This is a genomic window from Candidatus Limousia pullorum (assembly GCF_057405065.1).
In genome coordinates this window covers 1994171-2014311 of the sequence record NZ_CM171614.1, presented here as the reverse complement: position 1 = coordinate 2014311, position 20141 = coordinate 1994171, and the positions used below count along the sequence as shown (strand labels likewise).

Annotated in this window: 22 protein-coding genes; all 22 read right to left on the bottom strand. The window is 42.6% G+C overall.

What is annotated here, in order from left to right; genetic code table 11:
• The 22 genes from CGICJO_RS09155 to CGICJO_RS09050 all read right to left on the bottom strand — a co-directional run bounded on the left by CGICJO_RS09155 (position 1) and on the right by CGICJO_RS09050 (position 19351).
• Positions 1-603, bottom strand: coding sequence for a hypothetical protein (locus tag CGICJO_RS09155; RefSeq protein ID WP_117705407.1), 603 nt, complete (start codon positions 601-603; stop codon positions 1-3).
• A gap of 128 nt (positions 604-731) precedes the next feature.
• Entirely contained in the window at positions 732-1001 is a 270-nt protein-coding gene (locus CGICJO_RS09150) for a hypothetical protein (protein ID WP_178509909.1), read from the bottom strand.
• 8 nt (positions 1002-1009) lie between these two features.
• Positions 1010-1312, bottom strand: coding sequence for a hypothetical protein (locus CGICJO_RS09145; RefSeq protein WP_032521095.1), 303 nt, complete (start codon positions 1310-1312; stop codon positions 1010-1012).
• A gap of 164 nt (positions 1313-1476) precedes the next feature.
• Positions 1477-5673, bottom strand: coding sequence for a SpaA isopeptide-forming pilin-related protein (locus CGICJO_RS09140; protein ID WP_486498657.1), 4197 nt, complete (start codon positions 5671-5673; stop codon positions 1477-1479).
• Between the two features lie 82 nt (positions 5674-5755).
• Positions 5756-6463: a hypothetical protein gene (locus CGICJO_RS09135; protein WP_486498656.1), complete on the bottom strand. Its 708-nt coding sequence runs from the start codon at positions 6461-6463 to the stop codon at positions 5756-5758.
• A gap of 199 nt (positions 6464-6662) precedes the next feature.
• Positions 6663-7598 carry a ParB/RepB/Spo0J family partition protein gene (locus tag CGICJO_RS09130; RefSeq protein WP_486498655.1) on the bottom strand — a complete coding sequence of 312 codons (936 nt, stop codon included), beginning with the start codon at positions 7596-7598 and terminating at the stop codon, positions 6663-6665.
• Positions 7552-8379 carry a ParA family protein gene (locus CGICJO_RS09125; protein ID WP_486498654.1) on the bottom strand — a complete coding sequence of 276 codons (828 nt, stop codon included), beginning with the start codon at positions 8377-8379 and terminating at the stop codon, positions 7552-7554. The genes CGICJO_RS09130 and CGICJO_RS09125 overlap by 47 nt, the downstream gene beginning before the upstream one ends.
• Positions 8380-8504: 125 nt before the next feature.
• Positions 8505-8684, bottom strand: coding sequence for a hypothetical protein (locus CGICJO_RS09120; RefSeq protein WP_087375883.1), 180 nt, complete (start codon positions 8682-8684; stop codon positions 8505-8507).
• Positions 8685-8730: 46 nt separating this feature from the next.
• Positions 8731-9336: a helix-turn-helix domain-containing protein gene (locus tag CGICJO_RS09115; protein WP_087375882.1), complete on the bottom strand. Its 606-nt coding sequence runs from the start codon at positions 9334-9336 to the stop codon at positions 8731-8733.
• A 774-nt stretch (positions 9337-10110) separates the two neighbouring features.
• On the bottom strand, positions 10111-11082 hold the full coding sequence (locus CGICJO_RS09110) for a tyrosine-type recombinase/integrase (RefSeq protein ID WP_486498653.1): 972 nt from the start codon (positions 11080-11082) through the stop codon (positions 10111-10113).
• Positions 11083-11121: 39 nt separating this feature from the next.
• Positions 11122-11283: a hypothetical protein gene (locus tag CGICJO_RS09105; protein WP_486498652.1), complete on the bottom strand. Its 162-nt coding sequence runs from the start codon at positions 11281-11283 to the stop codon at positions 11122-11124.
• A gap of 121 nt (positions 11284-11404) precedes the next feature.
• Complete coding sequence (locus CGICJO_RS09100) at positions 11405-12322, bottom strand: ParB/RepB/Spo0J family partition protein (RefSeq protein ID WP_486498651.1); 918 nt, start codon at positions 12320-12322, stop codon at positions 11405-11407.
• 14 nt (positions 12323-12336) lie between these two features.
• Positions 12337-12675 carry a plasmid mobilization protein gene (locus tag CGICJO_RS09095; protein ID WP_486498650.1) on the bottom strand — a complete coding sequence of 113 codons (339 nt, stop codon included), beginning with the start codon at positions 12673-12675 and terminating at the stop codon, positions 12337-12339.
• 161 nt (positions 12676-12836) lie between these two features.
• Positions 12837-13097, bottom strand: coding sequence for a plasmid mobilization protein (locus CGICJO_RS09090; protein WP_486498649.1), 261 nt, complete (start codon positions 13095-13097; stop codon positions 12837-12839).
• Complete coding sequence (locus CGICJO_RS09085; protein ID WP_486498648.1) at positions 13094-13315, bottom strand: PC4/YdbC family ssDNA-binding protein; 222 nt, start codon at positions 13313-13315, stop codon at positions 13094-13096. The genes CGICJO_RS09090 and CGICJO_RS09085 overlap by 4 nt, the downstream gene beginning before the upstream one ends.
• A 62-nt stretch (positions 13316-13377) precedes the next feature.
• Positions 13378-14064 carry an AAA family ATPase gene (locus CGICJO_RS09080; protein WP_486498647.1) on the bottom strand — a complete coding sequence of 229 codons (687 nt, stop codon included), beginning with the start codon at positions 14062-14064 and terminating at the stop codon, positions 13378-13380.
• A 762-nt stretch (positions 14065-14826) separates the two neighbouring features.
• Positions 14827-15252 (bottom strand): hypothetical protein, encoded by a 426-nt coding sequence (locus CGICJO_RS09075; RefSeq protein ID WP_486498646.1) that lies wholly within the window; start codon positions 15250-15252, stop codon positions 14827-14829.
• Positions 15246-15449, bottom strand: coding sequence for a hypothetical protein (locus tag CGICJO_RS09070; RefSeq protein ID WP_486498645.1), 204 nt, complete (start codon positions 15447-15449; stop codon positions 15246-15248). Before CGICJO_RS09070 ends, CGICJO_RS09075 begins: the two co-directional genes overlap by 7 nt.
• A gap of 163 nt (positions 15450-15612) precedes the next feature.
• Positions 15613-15873, bottom strand: coding sequence for an HPr family phosphocarrier protein (locus CGICJO_RS09065; protein WP_486498644.1), 261 nt, complete (start codon positions 15871-15873; stop codon positions 15613-15615).
• A 22-nt stretch (positions 15874-15895) separates the two neighbouring features.
• Positions 15896-18811 (bottom strand): glycerate kinase, encoded by a 2916-nt coding sequence (locus CGICJO_RS09060; RefSeq protein ID WP_486498643.1) that lies wholly within the window; start codon positions 18809-18811, stop codon positions 15896-15898.
• Complete coding sequence (locus CGICJO_RS09055; protein WP_486498642.1) at positions 18780-19097, bottom strand: SIS domain-containing protein; 318 nt, start codon at positions 19095-19097, stop codon at positions 18780-18782. Before CGICJO_RS09055 ends, CGICJO_RS09060 begins: the two co-directional genes overlap by 32 nt.
• Positions 19098-19147: 50 nt before the next feature.
• A complete protein-coding gene (locus CGICJO_RS09050) occupies positions 19148-19351 on the bottom strand; it encodes a hypothetical protein (protein ID WP_486498641.1) in 204 nt (67 codons plus the stop codon).
• Positions 19352-20141: the final 790 nt, after the last annotated feature.

The following is a 20141-nucleotide window of genomic DNA, read 5'->3' as shown; positions in this document are numbered from 1 at the left end:
TCAGCGTTCCTCCCGATTTTTCTGTTTTTTCTCTTTCTGCTGCTCCTTGATTTTTGCAAGAGCTTCCTTTGCCCAATCAGGCATACATTCGGGCTTGATTTCTCCTAACACATCGTACCGTTCCCATCTGGATTTTTCGCCTGTGGCAAGGCAAGTACCAAAGACAGCGTTACCTCTGCCGCCTGTTGCTCCATTGCCGCCGTCCGCCAAAACGAGCTGAAAAGCAGGGTGCTGATATTCATACCGTTTCGGCTCTGCATTGATAACGACAACCTTGCCGACAATACTGCTGCTGCGTTTGTCGGGAATACAATGGTCTTTCGTGAACACGGTATTGTCAAAAGCGAATTTGGATAATTCGGATTTGGTTTGTTCTATCTGGGACTGTACTCGCTGAATGAAAATCCCCATAGCTTCCAGATAATCGTCACAACCAACGCTTTCTGTCGCCCACGGCACACCAAACGGATTATGGTAGTCGCAGTAGCTTACAAGGAAAGGGTATTTATCGCTTTTATCTACACCGAAAACAACCTCTTTGTCGCCAATATAAATGCTGTTCACGACCTCATAATTGCCGAGCATTCGTTTTTCTTCACTCATTCGATTGCTCCTTTCGTTTCTTTTCCTCTTTCTGCTCGTCTAAAATCCTGCGGATACAGACATCACAGAAAATAACAGACCCGTCCTTATATCGGGGATAAGGACAGGTCGTGCAGTCATATTTTCGTTTATCGCTCACGGTCATCACGGCTTTTCTGTTTTTTATCGGGCTGGTTGTAGGGCATACGGTATTCTCTTTGGTAGCGTTCATTCAGCTTTTCCCTTGCTTCCGATAACTGATTGCAGTAATATCCCCAAAAATAATCCGAGCCGTCCTTGCAGTACCAACACACATACGGGTTGGGGGCTTTGGCGTTATGACCGATGACAAGCTCGTTGTTCCCGATAGTACAGCTTTCGATGATTTCATAACCGCCGTTTATGCGTTTTTCTTCCATTTCACACCTCATTCCTTAGCGTATTTGCGGTATGCCTTTTCGCCTTCGGCACGGAGCCGCCTTACACGGGCGTTCCCCGCAAGCTCTGGATATTTTGCTTGCAGCTTACGGCGTGTTCTGCCCACGCTCTCAAAGCTCGGCAGACCGAGATATTTATACTGTTCCATTACTTCCGCAAAGGGCATTGCTCCTGCACCTTTCAAATAGGTGTTGCACACAATCAGATAGAGGGTCATATCATCGTTTCTTGCGTCCTCGTTCTTTTGCAGAATAGCCTTTACCTTAGCTTCAATGGTTTTCAGATTTTTCATAGATTGCCTCCATATATGGAAAGAGGGCGGCTTATCAACATAAGCCGCCCTTTTCCTGTCATATCGGGTTATTTCTTCTTTCTGTTTCGGATATTAAGCCATATTGCCGCACCGACGATAAACACTACAAGCACAATGGCGATAATAGTTTTAGCGTCCATAAATCAGTCCTCCTTTTTCTTTTTCTTGAAGCCGACAAAGCCGAGAACGCCTGCACCGATAACGGAAGCAGCCGCAAGGCTTACCCACAAGCCCAGATTAAAGTCATCGCCTGTTTTTGGCGTATCCCTGAACTCGTTGTGCATTTCAACAATAGTAGTAGAGTCTGTTTTGACGGTTGCCTGTTTGTCGGCAGGAAGGATATATCCTGCGGAAGCCGAGTCGCTGACTTCGGACACGGTGTATTCACCGATACGCAAACCCTCAATAAAGATTTCTCCGTTTTTGTCGGTCTTAAAGGTCTGGTCGTAGCCGTCAGCACTTGTCACACGGAAAGAGAAGCCCTCAACTTTACCGTCAGAGGAAGTCTTTACGATTTTGAGAGAGCCTTTCTGTGCTTCATTGATAAAGCCAACGCCTGCCTTGTTTTCTACGGTATAGGTCTTGCCGTTTTCCTCGATGGAAACGCCGTACACGCCTTCATCAAGCACAAAGCCGTCTGGGGCTGTTTTTTCACGGACGAAATACTTGCCGTAGCGCAGCTCGGTCATTTGATAAACGCCGCCCTCAAGCTCAGTCATTTCGCCGCACAGTTTATCGTCTTTATCAAATTCGCCGTTGCCGTTTGTATCGGCATACACCTCAAAGACCGCACCTGTGAGCTTATTGTCGGGATAATCTGCGTCAACCTTAGTCAGTTCAATATTCCCCTTGATAAAGTAGTTCACAAGCTCGATTTCCACGACCTCATCAACCTTGCCGACAGTTACGGCGATTTCTTCCTCGGAGAGTACAAAACCTGTGGGACTTTCAATTTCACGGATTACCCAAGTGCCATACGGCACTTTTTCAAAAGAAAAACTACCATCATCGGCTGATGTGGTAGTCTGGATAGCATTTTCTTTTGTAAACTCCTCTGTACCTGTCTTAAAGATACCGATGACCGCACCGCCCAGAGCGTTTCCGTCCTCATCGGATTTCAGACCGCTTACCGAGCCGTAAATGATTTCATTCTCAATAGCTTCGCCGTCATTGGCAGAAAGATGAACAATCGCCGTGTCCTGACCTGCGTACTCAAAGTGGACAGGGTATTTCTGCTCATTCAGCACATAGGCGGAATTGGTTGACAGCTCTTTTACATAGTAGCTGCCGAACGGAAGGTCGCTATTGACCGTGCCTTTGCCGTTTTCGTCCAGAGAAATAATCTCAATCAGACCATCGGCGGGGATAACCGTACCGTCTGCGGCGGTAAGGTCTGTTTCTGCATACAATCCAAAGGTTACATCAAAGATTTCGCCGTTATTGCCAACACCGTAGGCTTCGTCTGTTTCAAGGCTCTTTACAAGGTCAATTTCCACACGCTGCCTTTCATTGTAGAAGCTCGTTTCGGTTTCGGTAACAGCAATATTCTGACCTGCATACACAAGCTCGACAGCGTGAATTTCGTCATTCAGCACCATTCCGTAAGGAGCTGTGATTTCCTTGACCTCATATTTGCCCAGATACAGCTCTTTTGATTTTGCAGTTCCGTCCGTGCCTGTGGTAATAGTGTCAACAACCTCGCCCTTAGAAGCTCTCAGCGTTCCGTCCAGAGTATAAATATCCTCGGCGGCGGTAATCTCATAAACCGCACCTTCAAGCCCCTGTACCGCAAATACGGGCTGATACATTCCGTTATTCTCAGAAACGGAAGTGAACACCTCACCAGACTTGGAAACGGTAATTGTGCCTTTCTGCGCCATATTGGAGCGAACCACCTCAATGACCGTAATGCCGCTTTCTTCGGCAGAGCCGTCCTGCGTTACATCAAAATAGACAGGCTCGGAGTTCAGAACATAGCCATACGGAGCCTGCACTTCCACGATTGAGTATCCTGTGCCGTATTCCAAAGTCTGCGGCGTAATGAGATAACCGTCTGCTGTGGTATAAAAGGTGTCAATGGTCGTCACTTCGGGATAAGTGAAAGTCATTGTCACAAGCTCACCGTTGGGGTCGTAAATCTGGAAGCCTGCGCCTGCATACGGAATGGTAGCACCTGTTTCCGCATCTTTCTTTACGATTTTGATATAGCTTTCAAAATTAGCGTTATTGATAAGATAGCGGTAGGTCTGACCGTCCTTGCTGATAAATACCTCAAAAGGCTTCATCAGCTCTCGACCTTCCCACCCAGAGGTCTGCTCTACGACATAAACGCCGTAAGGCAAATCCTTTGTCTGAGCAAAGCCGTTTTCATCACAGGTGAGTATATCCCGCTCGGTTTCCTTTGCTGCGTCATAGCTGCCTGCGTCTTTCAAATAAACCTCAAATGTTGCTCCCGTTTCGGGTGTTTCAATCTGGGTTTCTCCGTCATCGGTGTGCTTGATAATGGCGATATTGCCCTTGATAATCTGCTCAGTCACATCGTTTGCGGTACTGTTGCGCTCTACGGTATAAAGCTCTGGCTCTGCGCCGATATGATGAATTGTAGTATCGAGCAGATAGCCCTCGGACGGGCTGATTTCTCGGATAGTCCAATCATCATCACAGATATAATAGTCTGTTGTAAACTGCCCGTTCTCGTCCGTAGTGTAGGTGTCAATCAGTTCTTCGCCTTTATAAATGCCGTAAACTGCACCTGCAAGAGAAGCGTCGCCCTGTGCCGTGCCTGTTTCCGCATCGGATTTCGTCACGGTCACATTGAACTTTTTGAGAATGTTCGTAAAGCTGCGGCTTGTAACCTTTTCCCATTCAATAGGAGCTGTCTGGCTTTCGGGAACAACATAGCGAATAGCCGTATCTACTTCCTCTACGGTGTAAGGTGTTTCGCCGCTGATTAGGACATTTTCAAATCTTGCCACACCGTTTTCATCGGTAACAGCATACTCATCAACGGGCAAGCCGCTAAGAGATGTGCCGTAAAGGTGGAACTTCACACCCTCCACAAGATTGTCCTCAGAGTTTTTGATAATCTCCAGACTGCCACGCTTCAAGGTGTTGTTAAAGGTTACGGTAGCAGTATGACCGCTTACAATCGTTACCCTTTGAACGCTCTGCGGCTCGTATCGGTCAATGGACTGCTCTGTGACGGTGTAAACCCCCGGCATTAGCTGAACATCTACCGTACCGTCTGCGCCTGTGGTAACGGTTTTATTTACACCGTTTCCAGAAATATTGAAGCTAATGCCAGACACAACACCGTCCTCAGAGGTCTTTTTAATCTGCCCTGTGCCGTAGGTTTCCGTGTCGATTTTAAGATAGAAATATACGGGGTCGGAAGCTCCAGAAACCATTGTCTGTTTACCAACACAGCCCCAGATAAGCATTTCTCCGCAATCGAGATTGACATTTTTCTGTGCCGATACTGTTACGGGAGAAGTAATCATCTTATCACTCGTAAAAGTATATTTGTTGCCGCTTCTTGTTACGGAAATACCGCTTGCGGAAAACTTAATATCGGACAATGTGTTGTTGGTATCCTCAAGCGTCAGGCTGTATTTCTTTGTATCGGGATTGTATTTGAGAGTGTAGGTGTCCGCATTGCTCTGGCTTCTTGCCGCAAAGCTCGGAATGGTATAGTGTTTTGACATCTGCGACAAAATCCAGTTGTAGCACTTCTCGGCGGGTCTGCCTTTCAGGGAATAGTAGTAAGTGTCCCCGTCAATCCCGTTTGCACTCTGGCGGTTTGAGGGGCTTGTGCGGAGCTGCTGCTGATATTCCCAGATAATTGTCTGGGTCGCAAAAGCATAATCATCTGCATTTGTGCCTGCAACGGGAGAGGATTTACCCTCGTGCCAGCCATACATCAAAGCCATCATAATACCGAACTGAGCGTCAGTCGGCAGGTTTTGAAAATACGAGCTGTTCTTTCCGCTTTTGGACACATAGGAATTGCCCGTGTTGAAATCAACGCCAGACTCCACGCAGTAAACCTGATGTGTTCCGCTATTATCTGTCATCAGATATTTTCGCTTGGCGTTACCTGCGTTAATGCTTTGCACGGTAATGTTGCCTTTACTGTCATAAACGATAAAAGAATAGGTTGCTTTGCTTCGGTAATACTCGCCGTCAGAGCCGACATAGTAATCGCCAAAGGAAGATGTGCAGCTTTTACCTTCCTCGCTCGTCCACGCAAAGGCGGACATCGGCAGAGCTGTTATCATCATCAGCAAGCAGAGAGCCGCCGACAGGATACGCCTGCCTTTCTTTGTAAACTTAGTTTTCATAGGCTGTTAAACCGTCCTTTCTTGATTTTGGGCATAAAAAAATCCCTCTGTCTTTGAACAGAGGGAAAAGCCTGATAGCTGCTCACGCAAAGAGGAAATAAATCGAGTAGCTGCCGTTTCCTCTTGCTTCGCAATAAATATTAAAAGCTGTGATTTCATCAATTCCGTATGCGCCGAGATTTTCGACAGTATGGAATGTGATATAGCGTTCAAGGCTCTGCTTTAATGCTTCGCCCTGATTGTTCTGTGATGCCGTTACAGGTTTCCACCAAGTAGAATTACTCGGAGTGAGTGAGCTGTCTAAGGCAAGCCCCATATCCAGACCAATGCCGATACAATCTTCCTTGACCGTTTCAATGTCAAATTCATAATCATAGGCGGTTTTAGGCTTTGTATCTTCGGGGACTGTCTGCGGTGGTATCTCCGCAGGCGGCTCTGTTTTCTCTGGCTCTTCGACAGGAGCAGAGCTGCTTTCCGTTACCGCAGGTTTTGTTTCAGATACTTGATTTTTTCCTTGCGATACAGGCTCGTTCTGTTTTGAAGTTTCGCTTTCAACAGGCTCATACTCTGTAACTTCGGCATTGCTTTCAAGCTCAGTATCCGTTTTGGCACTTTCACTTTCTTTACTTTCCGAGAAAAAACTGCTTTCTGTGCTTTCTGTTTCGGCGGCGGCTTCTGTTTCCGTTACAAGCTCATAATTATCACTTTCTTCGGGAGCTGTTGAAACATCGGCACAGCCGCTTAATGTCAATATCAGCACAAATAGCATTGCAATCATCTTTTTTCGCATAGCATAGACCTCCTTTGCGGCTTCATTATACGAAAAACCTCAGAAGCTCTCAAAGGTAGAAAATCTTTCAAACAAAGAGTTTTGCATATATTCTTTTTCGGATAGTCTTGGTAGTAAAAAAGGGGGTGAGGTGTGGAGAGGGGGAAGCCGAAAAAGCGGCTATCCACGAAAACGGGCAGACCTCGCCCTCGGTGTGCGGCTATCGTTCCTGAGCTTTCTGCCTTTGCAAGTGTCGGTTGTAAAACTCCAACGCTTTTACAACAAAATCCGCTTCCTGTCCTTTGGGAACAGATTTAGGAATGAGTTTGGTTATCCTCTCGTCACGGAAAGCAGGCTTTTCCCTTTGATTAGGTTTTTCTTCTTCCATAATGCTCTGGATAACCTCGCCTGTCAGCTTACCCTCCTGCATAAACTTCTTCATTTTGATAGCCTGTGCAAGCGACGGGGTAGCGTCGTTGTAGCTCATAGCTTCAAGCAAAGTGTACTGCTGTTCTTCGTTCAGATAAGAGATTTCAACGGCAGGACGAAAAGCAATCTGCCTTTCATCTACCATTTGCAGGATTTCGGGAACAAGCTCAGTCAAGCGGATAAAACGGCGGATTTGCTCACGGCTTTCGCCCACTTTATCGGCAAGTTCTTCATTAGACCTCGACTTCGACACCATTGGTGTCGAAGTTAAATCGTTCCTTTGTCCCTGTCTGTCCATTGCTTCAAGCCGCATTTTATAGGCAAAGGCTTTCTCACTCGGTAAAATCGTTGACCTCTGTAAATTGCTTTCTACCATTACAATAATGGCTTCATCACGGGTCAGCTCTTTAACCTCGCATTTCAGCGTTTCAAGTCCTGCAAGTTCACAAGCCTTTTTTCTTCTGTGCCCGCTTACAAGCTCATACCGTCCGTCCTCTTTAAGCCGAACGGTAGCAGGGGTCATTACGCCGTTTCGCTTAATGCTCTCGACAAGCTGCTGCATATCCTCGTCCATTAAAACCTTGAACGGGTGGTCTGGAAACTCGTCAATCTGCGATAAGGGAATATCTCTGATTTTACTCAGCTTTGCTTCTGCACGGCTTTCATCTGTCTGAAAAAGGTCATCGTAAGCGGTCAGTTCGATTTTGGTTTCTCTGCTTCTCGCCAATCTCTGCCACCTCCTTTCCGAACTGCTCATAAGCTGCGGCAACCTTACCGCTTTTGTCGTAAGCAAAAATGCTCTTGCCCTCTGCGGTAGCTTCCACCGCACGGATAGAATGCGGTATCTCAGTATCAAACACCTTGATTTTTTGACCGTAGGCACTTTTTACCGTTGCCGTGATTTCCTTAGAAATGTTGGTACGGGGCATTACCATAGTCATTAAAATACCGTCTATCCGCAGTTTGGGATTGATTTGTCGTTTTACCATTGACACAGAGCGAAGCAACAGCTCCAAACCTTTCGCTGAAAGGTAGTGCGGCTGTGTTGGGATAATCACGCTGTCTGCCGCCGCCAGAGCATTTATCGTTATCATACCGAGAGAGGGCATACAGTCGATAAGCACATAATCGTAATTCTTCTTAACCTCATTTACATAGGTTTTCAGAACACGCTCACGGCTCATAGCATTGATAAGCCGTACTTCAAAGCCTGATAACTCAATGTTGGACGGAAGCAGGTCAACGCCCTCGCTGTGGTGTATGATACCTTGCGAAACATCAAAAGATTTATCGTCTATGATGTTCTGCATTACGGTGGAGAGCGTTATGGGTATATCGTCAGGTCTGTTGTAGCCGAGTGCCATTGTGAGATTTGCCTGTGCATCGGCATCAATGAGCAGGACTTTCTTTCCTTGCTGTACCAGACTTACGCCCAGATTGACCGCCGTGGTCGTTTTACCGACACCGCCTTTCTGATTGGTCAGAGCAATCACTTTGCAATTTGACATTTGTGCGTCCTCCTTTCACATAAATTTAGCCGCTTTGTCAAGGCGGCTATGTAAAAGAGTGAGAGAACGCAAAAAAGCCGCTTACTCTTAGGTGAATAAGAATAAGCGGCTATGTGTGATGTGCCTTAGATATGTTCAATTTTCATTTTCTTAACAGGAGCGTTGACAACCTTGAAAATCAGCTCGTCAACGCAGTCCGTGTATCTGCCTTCCTGTATCAGTCTGTTTTTCAGCTCTACAAGGCTATGTATTACCAACTGTCGCTCGTGGCTATCCAGATATGCGTGGTAGGTTTTATCTTTCATAACGAATACCTCCGTTTCATTTTTCATTATAGATATGTTTAAGAAATTACGCCATTGTGCCATCGCTGCCTGTACGCAATTTTCGTATTTGCTCATTAAACCTCTGGTGCTTGACAGACTTCACGGCAATTCCTATGAAATATCTGCTTACGAGGAAATCCAATAGATACTCTTTTGGGATTTGATAACGCTGTTTGATATAAAAGCATTTCAACTCTTTTTTACCACACCAGCGACTAACCGAGTTTTTATTGTAGCCCGTAAACTGAGCTACCTGCTCAACCGACATAACATCTGGGTTGTTTTTTAGCAGTCGTTCATAATACTGACGCATACGGATTAAATCCTCTTGTGTGAACACCTCATCAAAGGACGGAGCTTTTTTATCTCCGCCTTTTCCTTTGTAAAAGCCGTCTGGGGCTTTGAATAGCTCTGGGTAATCATCTCTGTCTTTCAAATACTGAATAACATCAACCGTCTTGATTTTGAAGCGGCGTGTTTTTTTGCCGCTATCTATGTTCGGCACAAGACCGCTTTCCAATAAAAACAAGCAGGTCTTTTTGCTGATATGACAGATACGGTACATCTGGTCTTTGGTTATGTATTCGGGGTATTGCTGCAAAATCTCGTTGCAATATTTTTCTGTAATCATCACTTACACCTCTTTGCGCTTTTTGGTCAACAGCAGAAGAAAGGTGTAAAAGTTCTCTCCAATAGTATTTTGAGAGTGCCTGAAAAGTAGGTGGGAAAAGGGGTTTTGTTCTCTCCTGAGTTCTCTCCGTTCTCTCCAAGTTCTCTCTTTTTTGCTTTTTTTGAGCCATTTTTGAAACCTATTCGAACTCACGGTTTTTTGCCGCTTTTCGCCGCTTTTGGCTCGGATTTTACCTGTAAATAAAGTAGTTTTTCTTGCATTATTTTCTGCTCCTTTCTAACACTTTCCATATCACATAACACATTCGAAATCGAATGACCTTGTTGGTTGCCGTATCTCGCAAAACCATTGATTTTACGGGCTTTTTCGGTTATTATGTTTGATAGCAGTACGGTTAGTTCTCTCCGATAGTTCTCTCGCATTTCGAACTGTCGGAAACAGCCGAAGCGGAGAGAAAATCATCTTTTTGCGGACAAGAGCTTTTTCCCTTAAAATAGGGCATTTTTTCTCAAAATCCGCTAAAGTGTGTTGGGAGTAAAACACTCGAAATCAGTTGTACCTTCGGGTACCGTGGGTTCGAATCCCACCCACTCCGCCAGAAAACTCAGTCTGCAAGCGGTTTTTGCCGTTTGCAGGCTTTTTCTTTTTTCTGCACCTTTGGGATTTTTCCGTAAGTTCTCTCCTGAAAATCGGTAGTTCTCTCCTAAATTTTCTGAGATTTGAACTCTGGATATGTAGTTGGCGTATCCTTAGTAAAGCGATACGCCGCAGAAGCTATGAAATAACCTCTAATGCACCACTCAGACCGTTTACCATTGCGTCAGCCGATGACAGCTTGGAATTGTAATCCAAATGGGCATATACATTTGCCGTAGTTGAAAAATCGCTGTGTCCGAGCCATTCCTGTATCTGCTTCATAGGAACACCATTCGCAAGAAGCAGCGAAGCACAACTATGCCTTAAATCGTGAAAACGCATTCGTTTCAAGCCGTGCCTTTTAAGAAACTTTGGAAACTCTGAGGTAAGATAATCCAGCCTCATTCGGTATCCCATCTCATCAACAAACACAAACCCGTCATAATCATAATTGTAACAGTTTCCGCAAATTTTTTTGTTAAGCTCCTGTGCTTCCTTAACCTGCATAAAAATCTCTCTAAAGCTCCCTACAAGCGGAAGCGTGCGCAGACTGGATTTCGTTTTTGCAGACTGCTGTTCTACTTCACGGTATACGCCATCTTCCATTACCGTGGTTATCGTTCGCTTTATAGAAATTGTTCCTCGCTCGAAATCAATGGCATCCCATTTCAGCCCCATTACCTCTCCACGGCGAAAACCATAAAACGCCGCCACCAGTACAGGCAGTTCTAACTTTGTTCCACGCAGTGCATCAAACATTTCCTGCATTTCGTCTGCCGATAGAAACACCGGCTGAAAATCATTCTTCTTGGGACGGTCAACCTTGTCTGCTACATTTTGAACCAGCATATCGGTTTTTACCGCATATTTGAGCGCCGAATGAATAACAGCGTGATAATGAATAACCGTGTTGGATTTCACCTTTTTGAGCATCTCGGAATAAAACATCTGTAAATGTCTTGCTTCCAGTTCCCGAAGCGTCAGCTTCTTTTTGCGGAAGTATGGCTCAAGAGGATTTTTTATGATGCTTGTATAGGAGCTGTAGGTTGCTATCGCCAAACGACCTTTTGCAATTTCCAGCCATTCCAAAAGATAATCGGCAAACAGCATATCACTGCTTAATTCACCAACCTCTTCCGGTATTTCAAATTAAGCACGAATTTTTGCAAGTTCAGCCTCAGCCTTGCGCTTGTTGCCCTTTTCGGGCAAGCCAAGGGATATCCACTTTGTTTTCCTTTCTCCCTTGGCGTTTTTGTAATTCAATACGGCATAATATTTGCCGCTTTTTACAGCTAAATGTCCTGCTACCATATTTTTTACCTCCATAATTTTATTTGCAGAACAGAGCTCCAAACCGACAGCTATATTATATCGCCGATTTGGAGTTCTCTCCATTCTGCGATTTATTCAGCCGTATTCGTATCAGTACGAATCAGCGAGTGTCTCTGTTTCGTTCTCTCTGCCGTTTCAAAAGCTCCAAGCCTTTGATAATATCCTTTCGCATTTGTTCATTGGAATATTTCGGCGGAAAATATTTTTGAAATTCCTCACGCTTGAATTTTATCTGCTCCTGCTGATTTGGCTTTTGCTCCGCCATCACCTCATAAATCATCTGACTTTCAAGCACGCCTTCCTGTGATAACTTCTTTAACCGAATCGCCTGTGCGTGGGACGGTGTACAGTCGTTCTGCTCCATTGCGTCGAGCAAAACTTGTTGTTCAGATCGTTCTAAGTACGAAATCTCTACGGTAGGATTGAAAGCAATTTTGTTTTCGTCTACCATTGAAAGTAGTTCCGGAATTAAGTATGTCAGTCTGATATAGCGCTTAACCTGATTGCGACTTTCTCCTGCGTCTTCTGCGACTTTTTCGACACTCAGCAACTTCTGCCCAAGTTGGGCAGAAGTTACACCCTGATGTTTTATTGCATCCAACTTAATCTTGTAGGCAAACGCTTTTTCACTGGGCAAAATTATTTCTCTTTGCAGATTGGCGTCCACCATTGCAATGACCGCTTCATCATCGGTCATCTCCCGAATGATGACAGGCATTGCCTCAATTTCGAGCACCTGACACGCTGCCAGTCTCCTGTGTCCGGAGATCAGCTCATACCCGCCCTCTGGTAAAGGTCGAGCAAGCGCCGGCGTAATTGTTCCGAACTTTTTAATGCTCTCAATCAGCCGTTTCATCTCTTCGTTGTTTTGGATTTTAAACAGGTGATCCTTGAACAGGTGAAGCTCACACAGCGGAATGTCTTTGACACGTTCCAGCTTTGCGTCATCTCGTTCTTCCTGTGTTGAAAATAAATCTTCAAGTGTCGGCAAAGTAAAATCCGATTTTCTTTTTGTCATAAATATCTCTCCTCTCATTTCCATTTCAAATTGCTTTCCTGCGGTCTTAAAAATTCTCTTTCTATGTCCGCCTGAAACTTATGCCATCTAAGTGCCTCAGCTTTCAGCATAGGTGCATCAATAAAGCCGAGTGCATTTGCTTTGAGCGCAAGCTGATTGATGTTGTTGCCGATGGCACAAAGCTGCCGCATCGCTTCATAAAATCTTGCGTCCGGTTTTTCTTTTGGCTCGTACCCTCTGATCAAAATTCTGATAACTGAGGTTTCATTTATCCCCGACAGCTTCGCTTTACGTTTTAACTCGGCATTTTCTTCGGGCGACAGCCAAAACTGTCTTTTAATTCTCTTTGTCATAACTGCTCCTTTCTGCAAGAGGTCTTAGGACGCTTCCTAACGAGGTATTTGTGCTTTGGGAGTACAAATACACTGCTCGCTAATGCGATGCAGTTTTACCGTTTTACGACTTTTGGGAGTATAAACGGTCTGCTCGCTAAGATAACGCAGTCCCCTTCGCTCTATCTCAATTCCTTTAAAATCTCGTCAATGCGAAAACTTATCGCACTCTTTTCAAGCTGTCCGCAGTCCGCTTTTAACTGCTTTAACAGGCGGAAAATACGGTAATCCTTTTCACGGAAAGCCGTTTCAATTTCTCTCCCGAGACCTGTTTTTCTCAAATATTCCGACAGTGAAAGTCCGCAGTATTTTGCGTTTTGGCAGAGCTTCTCTTTTTCATCGGGTGTTACCCTGACATTGATTCCGAGCGTTTTGTTTCTCATTTTTCTTCCTCCTCAAGTGCAGTTTTCAGTGCCTCCAACAGCTTTTGCACTTCTTCACGCTTCAGGGAAATTCCCTTTGACGCTGTATCGCCCTGCCAGCGGCGGATGTCAATCATCGGGTCGTAAACACCCCATTTGACGATATTGATTTCTTTGGTTACGCCGTCCGGCTTGCCGCCGATAACTGCGATTTTCTTTACAATTTCATAGTTTGCCATTGCTTTTTCTCCTTTTTTTATTTCTGTTTGTGACGGCTGTGACGATTATGACAACTGTTTTTCTATATAGCGTTTTCCTCGTCATTTGCGTCATTGCTGTCACTGCGTATAAATTTTATCAGTCTGCTTTTGCCTGTCCGCTTTGTTTTGTATTCAATCACCACAGGCTCCAGCGTATCGCGGGAAAACTGTCCTAAGTATTTCGTAACGATATTCGGTGTGGTTTCACTCTCTTTCATTTCCGCAATCAGTTCACTTGCTGTGCCTGTCCATTCATCTCGGCTCTGCATAAAATCCACCACCCGGAAAAGAAATTTCGGTATCTCAGCTTTGTGAATATCATCGCTGTTTTTGCGCTCCACAAGTTCCCAGATAAGCTCGTTTAACTGCAAAGTCAGCTCTTGATACTCAACATCTCTTCCGCTGACCAAAAGCGACGCTGTATCCTTTGTTCGCTTTCTTTTCAGAATAAAGTTTGTGTCAGCCGCTCCGATAATTCCCGTTGAGCCGCTCACCTCATTAAAAGGATCGTCGCTGTCTTTCAGCTTTCGAAGATGATGAATCGCAAGAACGGCGATATTGTATTCGTCCGCAATGCGTTTGATAGAAGAAATATCGTCGTAATCATTGCCGTACATTCCCGCCTTGCCTGTGCTCCCTTTTGAGTCACGCACCTTTTGAAGCGTGTCGATAATCACAAGCTTTGTATCTGTATGCTCGTTCAAAAAGTTAATAATCTGTTCTTCCAAACCTCCGCCGATCAACCCGCACATTACCGCAAAATGCAGATTATTCGGCGCTGTATCGGTGAAAATGCATGAAAAGTGGAATGGCTGTCGAAAGCATAAGCTACTGCACTGCGTGATTTTGAAATTCCTATTGCAGGAGATAACGAACAAACCGAAATTGTCCGTATCCTTGACGATTTTCTCGCTAAAGAACAGCGAGCCAAAAAAGCTGCCAAAGCAGTTCTGGAACAAATCGACCTGATTAAAAAATCCATCCTTGCCCGTGCTTTTCGTGGCGAGCTGGGCACTAACGACCCTGCAGAGGAAAGTGCGGTGGAATTGGTGAAAGAGATTATATAAATAAGAATAAACCATATGAAATCTGCATATGCTAATCCAAAAACATTGAGGTGTATGCGTAAATGTATGGTTATTCTATAGTAATTTGTATTACAGAGATTACAAAAACATGCTGTAAAGTAGAAAGGAGATATAAAAATAGATAAAATTTAAAACAAAAATGATAATATTGAAGTAATCGAATCAGAAGTTAAGATGATTACTCCGATGATTCGTTGTTTAATATTTCATCTTGGGGAGCAGATCTTTCTTTTAGAGAATTAGTCAGCATGTACGAAGATGATGAATTGGTGAAACCAGAATTACAACATAAATATGTTAGTATAACTAATAATAAGTAATTTTGGATTACAAAATGCAACAAAACGCATAAGATCTGGGGCATTTTCGTCTGCAAACATCTCTGCACCGTTCTCAAGGAGATTACCGAGCAGTAGCAAAATCCTCTGCTCCGCCTGCACGGAAGAAGCTTCTCGCCGCATCATCTCCGCCGGGAATCAAGTCACCTACAAGCTTCTTCAAAGCGTTGGAGCCGTCCTGCCAGTTAGCAATATCGTCGCCGTTGTTGTCCTCTGTGATAACTTCGTCAGGCTCTGATGGGAACGGAAGAATCTTTTCTCCGTCAATGCCTCTGTACATGAAATCCTGATTCCAAATACCTACGGATTTTTCTCCGTTAGGCAAATCAAATCCAAGGTAAACAAACTCTTCACCGCCGAGATAGCAGTTATTAAACATTGAAGCTGAAATGAACGGTGTGTTAACTGAACGTGGAGCAACTGTAGATACATTCTTGTCGCTTATTTTTTCAGTAAGGTCACAAATCTGGCGATTGTTCTCCTCTACCAAGCAGCGTCAAGAGAAGCATCAGACTGAGCGCTGTTTGCAGAAATCAAAGGCTGAACCGGGAAACCGATTGAATTTACTGTAACATTGCTTTCATCAATATTCTTGATAAGCTTTTCTACAATCTGATATTCCTTAACTGTAAATACTACATCAAATGGCACGTCAATACCCTCACGGAAAACTACTTTCTTAACCAAAATATCGCCATTGTTATCTACCAAAAATTATATAGACAATGTAAAAAACCGATGGACTGTATGTGGCTTTACAGTTCATCGGTTTTTTGTTCCCTATATTATTTTTTAACTAATTACTATATACAATCTAATAAATTCAAGATTTAAATTTAATATTTCCAAATTACAAATTGTTCATAACAAATTCTTTTATAGTCATTAAGTTTTTGTTTTCGTCAGTTCCTCCGTCAACTGTTATGATAATCTCTTCTCCACATTTTACCGCAAGTCCCATCACTGCAAAAATCTTACTTGCATCAACAGTTTTTTCGCCTTTAGTTATAGTAACTTTACTGTCCTGAGATTTTACCAGCTTTACCAAAAGACCTGCAGGTCTTGCGTGTATACCCATTTCATCTTTAATAATATAATTAAAATTCATCATAATTATCTCTCCTACACTTAATTTAATATACAGAAGATATTTCCATTCCGCACTTCAGTGATTTTAAAAGTCTGTATGCAGCATCTTCATATAATTCTTCGCATCTGTCTATAGCTTCATCAATTGTCATAATACCGTTTACGGTGGTTACTACTGTTTCAATTCCTGTTTTATATATACTTTCATAACCCTGAAACAGTCCACCCACTATGGCAACAGCAGGGACTCCCGCTTTTCTGCATCTTTCGCCTATGCCTGATGGTACTTTTCCGAAAGATGACTGCCAGTCCATTCTTCCCTCCCCTGTTATAACAAGGGAAGCAGAGGAAAGCTTTTCATCAAAGTTTATTAAGTCCAAAACAACGTCAATACCAGGTTTAAGCTTTGCATTTAGAAATGTCACAAGTGCAAATCCTAGTCCTCCTGCAGCTCCTGCTCCGCTTATTTCTCTGTTTGATTTTCCCAATGCAGCTTCAACTACACCGGCATAATTTTTCATACCTTTTTCAAGCCTCTCAAGAATTTCCTGAGTTCCTCCCTTTTGAGCTCCAAAGGTAAATGTGGCTCCCCTTTCTCCAAGAAGTGGATTGTTTACATCACACATAACGGTAAATTCCACAGAGATTTTTCCGTCGGCAAGCTTAGCTTTTCTGCTTTCAAGATTTTTCGGTACGTCCATATCTACTGTGATAACCGCTTTTGAAATATTTTCACTTTTGCTGACGGTTCTCTGAGCCTTTGAGTTTTCGCTGGTCAAAACAAAGTCGTTCTCAAGAGGTGAAAAGTCATATCCGTCTCCGTCATCGCTTCCGTCCTCAAGCATAAGAACATTGCTGTAACTCTTTTCTGAATTTTTATCAAATACAGTGAGAGTTCCGTTATCTTCAACAGTGATTTTGTAGAATGAATTTTCCAAAACATTCTCCTTCTTTTCAACAAGAGTGTTTTTCTCCAAAGCCGTAAATTCCGTTTCGGTTTTCTTAACAAAATAGGTTTTAAATCCCATTGAAGGTATTTCATCCATGAAAGCAACTGTGTATTTTACAAACGGGTCATAATCGCCGTAATGAACTATCTGTCTGTCGATAAGTCCCGCATTCACTATTTCACTGGAAAGTATCTCAAAATCAGGACGGTTTCCCTTTTCATCCTCAAGGACAAAGCCCTTCATTTTTGTGATTATCTCTCCGGTTACAACCTCATTTCTTGCATATGGCAAAGTATTAAATACAACAAGCTTATCAAGGGTAATGTCACAGCTCATAGCGTCGGTTATTTTTCTCTTGTAAAATTCTATAAGACAGTCTGTTCTGTCCTCTGCAAGGAAAAATCTATCTGCGATTGCTCTGTGAACCTTGTCGCTGCAGCAGCAGCCAATGGAATCGTGGGCATGATTTTTCATAAGCTCTTTCCAGATTGCCTTGATAAGACCGTGATGATAATCAAATCCCAGTGAATAAGCAATACTTGCCAAAGGCTCCAATATGTTTGTGATCTTATTTTCGATGCGTGTATTTGAAGATTTAAGGTCTGCTCTGGAGGAATAAATACTGCGGTGAACACGCATATATTTTCCGTCCAAAAACTCGCCCTTTAAAGTATCAAGGTTTTTATTCTTTTCTATTATATCAAAAATCTCTTCGTACCTGCTTATTTTTGTAACTCTTCCCGGATAACATTCCTCGATGGATTTCATAACATCAAAAATATTTTTCTGAACCGGCATTTGGTCATGACCGTTGGGAAGCAGAATATGCTCTGTTGTGGCTCCCCTGTCAAGAACCGGAAGATATTTATCCATTCTCTGCTTTAATGCTTCGTGGTCAGCAGGAAGATATTTTCCAATAGCATATCCCAAAGGCAAAAGCTGAACCGTAACCTTTGAATTGTCGTCGCCTTCCCAGAAAAATTCTGTTTTATCGGAACCCATGCGCTCTGATGTTCCCCTCCAAAACATACAGCGTTTAATTCCAAACATGATTCCCAGAATAGCTCCCAAAATAGCGCCGTTTGAACCGCTCATTGAGCCAAGGAAATCAATAAGAACCGTATTTATCCATGCAACCGGTTTTCCAAGTATAAGGAAAATACCTATTCCTACAATAATTGTGCTGAGTACAGGATATACCCAGAAGGAAACGAAGCCTGCCAAAGTTCCCTTTGCAGGAATTGTCTTTCTCAGGAAACGTACTGTATAACCTGCTATAATACCTCCAAGCATACCGCAAAGGAAGCCGCCGCCGATAATGTTGGCTGCAATACCTGCCGCAAAGCCCGGAGCAAGGGCTGTCTTATCGCCCAAAGAATATGCCATGTAGGCTGAAAGCACGGGAATCATAATGGTTCCAAGCATCTGTCCGCCCATAGACTTAAAGCACCACAGCCATGACTGTTCAGCTGCCATAATATCCTGAAGGCCGAATACCTGTGTGATAAGTATAGCAAAGGCGTTTATCATACCGCCTGCAACGATGATAGGAATAATATATGATATACCGGTAAGAACTGATTTTTTGATATCCGAAAACAATGTATTTTTTTCCTCCGGTTCATCTTTTGCCACATACTCTGATTTTTCAAAGGTTTCCGCCTTTTTAAGAGCATCCTCTATAACCTTTTTGCCGTTTCTGATAGGCTCAGCAACCTTAGTCTTGAAAACCGGAAGATGATTAAATCTTTCACTTTCCTTTACGGCTACGTCAACGGCAAAGATAGCAGCGTCTGCATTTGCAAGTCTTTCGGCTGTGTGTCTGTCCTCAACACCGTTTGCGCCCTGCTTCTCAACGTATACTTTCACTCCAAGCTCTTCACCGGCTTTTACAAGTGCTTCAGCCGCCATATATGTATGTGCAATACCCGCAGGACAGGCTGTTACAGCTACTATTGTTTTTGAATATGTCTTATTTTCATCGGAGCCGGTACTTTCCTCTTTTTGCAAGTTTTACAAGTCTTTCATTTTCTCCCCTGGCACTGATAATTATCAATGCGTCCTCACTGCATCCGTGTTCAACAGAATATATCATATCATGTATCTGAGGATAATACTGCACGTTATAATCAATGCATCTCATATTTTTAACAAGAAGCTCACAAAAATAACTGGAATCTCCCACTCCTGCAAAAATACAGCTGTGTGCCTTTCTTATGACAGAAGCTACTTTTTCAACTTCGTGTTCATCAATTATATCAAGGGTTCTTACAATGTTATTAGGAAGCATTTCCATAAGCTGACTATGCGTCTTTCAAAAAGTTAGGTTACAGCGGCTTTGCAGAATTAAAATTTGCAATACAAAATGAAATAAAACCCAGAAACAAATCCTTGAGCCGTCACATTGGGAGCTATGTACAATTCCTTTGCCATCTTTTGTATAGAAAGCTTCATAATATCTTTTCTATGTTTTTGTATATACTCGACTATGTCATCTTCTGTGTCATTAAAATTTATATCGTATTTTTTTATTCTTTCATCGAATGTCATACCGCACCTCTCTATTTTCCGTAAATATAAAAATTATTTAAATATATAAGTCAACAATAAAGTTATTACTTTAATTTTGCAAAATGTAACCTTATTACCATCAATAATACTATTCTATCACAAAATTTCAAGAATACAATCAAAAAATATAACTATCATAAAAAGCTGATTGTTTGTCAAAACAAAGCTTTACTCTGTTCATACACATCTGCACCAAGTCTATACAAAATCTGATACTTCCGCTTCTCATCTGAATTTTATAAATTCAACATTAAGCGTAATGTGTATTACGCAATTCTTGCAACAACTATTTATCTGATTTAATTGTATAGAGTTCATTTATTTAAAATACCTATTCGTCGGGTTTGATTATTGATTGCATTTTATTATTTCTCTGTAAGCATTAAAAATAAAATTTAAGAATTTATTATAATATCACGAGTTTAAACGTGCATTATATCGTTATATTTCAAATTGTTTTATTTTATATAAATCATTTATAAAAAAACTAAATATATATTTTCTTTATAAGCACAAAAGTATATAATATTTTGGATTTTTTTAACTTTTTTACAAATACAGTATTGACATTAAAAATTATGTATGATAATATAAATGCATAAAAAATAAAAATTTTTATTAAGGTTAATTGTTTTTATATATTTATTATAATTGACAAAGTTTTAGATTAAAAAACATTGTCCGTGTTTTTATACATGTGTTTTTTCTTTGGATTATTGGTGTAAAAAATTCCGGTACATACACAAGATCTATTTATGGAGCATGGAGC

Coding starts and splice junctions, on each gene's coding strand:
- CGICJO_RS09155 (WP_117705407.1), bottom strand. CDS start 603: ATGAGTGAAGAAAAACGAATGCTCGGCAATTATGAGGTCGTGAACAGC.
- CGICJO_RS09150 (WP_178509909.1), bottom strand. CDS start 1,001: ATGGAAGAAAAACGCATAAACGGCGGTTATGAAATCATCGAAAGCTGT.
- CGICJO_RS09145 (WP_032521095.1), bottom strand. CDS start 1,312: ATGAAAAATCTGAAAACCATTGAAGCTAAGGTAAAGGCTATTCTGCAA.
- CGICJO_RS09140 (WP_486498657.1), bottom strand. CDS start 5,673: ATGAAAACTAAGTTTACAAAGAAAGGCAGGCGTATCCTGTCGGCGGCT.
- CGICJO_RS09135 (WP_486498656.1), bottom strand. CDS start 6,463: ATGCGAAAAAAGATGATTGCAATGCTATTTGTGCTGATATTGACATTA.
- CGICJO_RS09125 (WP_486498654.1), bottom strand. CDS start 8,379: ATGTCAAATTGCAAAGTGATTGCTCTGACCAATCAGAAAGGCGGTGTC.
- CGICJO_RS09120 (WP_087375883.1), bottom strand. CDS start 8,684: ATGAAAGATAAAACCTACCACGCATATCTGGATAGCCACGAGCGACAG.
- CGICJO_RS09115 (WP_087375882.1), bottom strand. CDS start 9,336: ATGATTACAGAAAAATATTGCAACGAGATTTTGCAGCAATACCCCGAA.
- CGICJO_RS09110 (WP_486498653.1), bottom strand. CDS start 11,082: ATGCTGTTTGCCGATTATCTTTTGGAATGGCTGGAAATTGCAAAAGGT.
- CGICJO_RS09105 (WP_486498652.1), bottom strand. CDS start 11,283: ATGGTAGCAGGACATTTAGCTGTAAAAAGCGGCAAATATTATGCCGTA.
- CGICJO_RS09100 (WP_486498651.1), bottom strand. CDS start 12,322: ATGACAAAAAGAAAATCGGATTTTACTTTGCCGACACTTGAAGATTTA.
- CGICJO_RS09095 (WP_486498650.1), bottom strand. CDS start 12,675: ATGACAAAGAGAATTAAAAGACAGTTTTGGCTGTCGCCCGAAGAAAAT.
- CGICJO_RS09090 (WP_486498649.1), bottom strand. CDS start 13,097: ATGAGAAACAAAACGCTCGGAATCAATGTCAGGGTAACACCCGATGAA.
- CGICJO_RS09085 (WP_486498648.1), bottom strand. CDS start 13,315: ATGGCAAACTATGAAATTGTAAAGAAAATCGCAGTTATCGGCGGCAAG.
- CGICJO_RS09065 (WP_486498644.1), bottom strand. CDS start 15,873: ATGATGAATTTTAATTATATTATTAAAGATGAAATGGGTATACACGCA.
- CGICJO_RS09055 (WP_486498642.1), bottom strand. CDS start 19,097: ATGGAAATGCTTCCTAATAACATTGTAAGAACCCTTGATATAATTGAT.
- CGICJO_RS09050 (WP_486498641.1), bottom strand. CDS start 19,351: ATGACATTCGATGAAAGAATAAAAAAATACGATATAAATTTTAATGAC.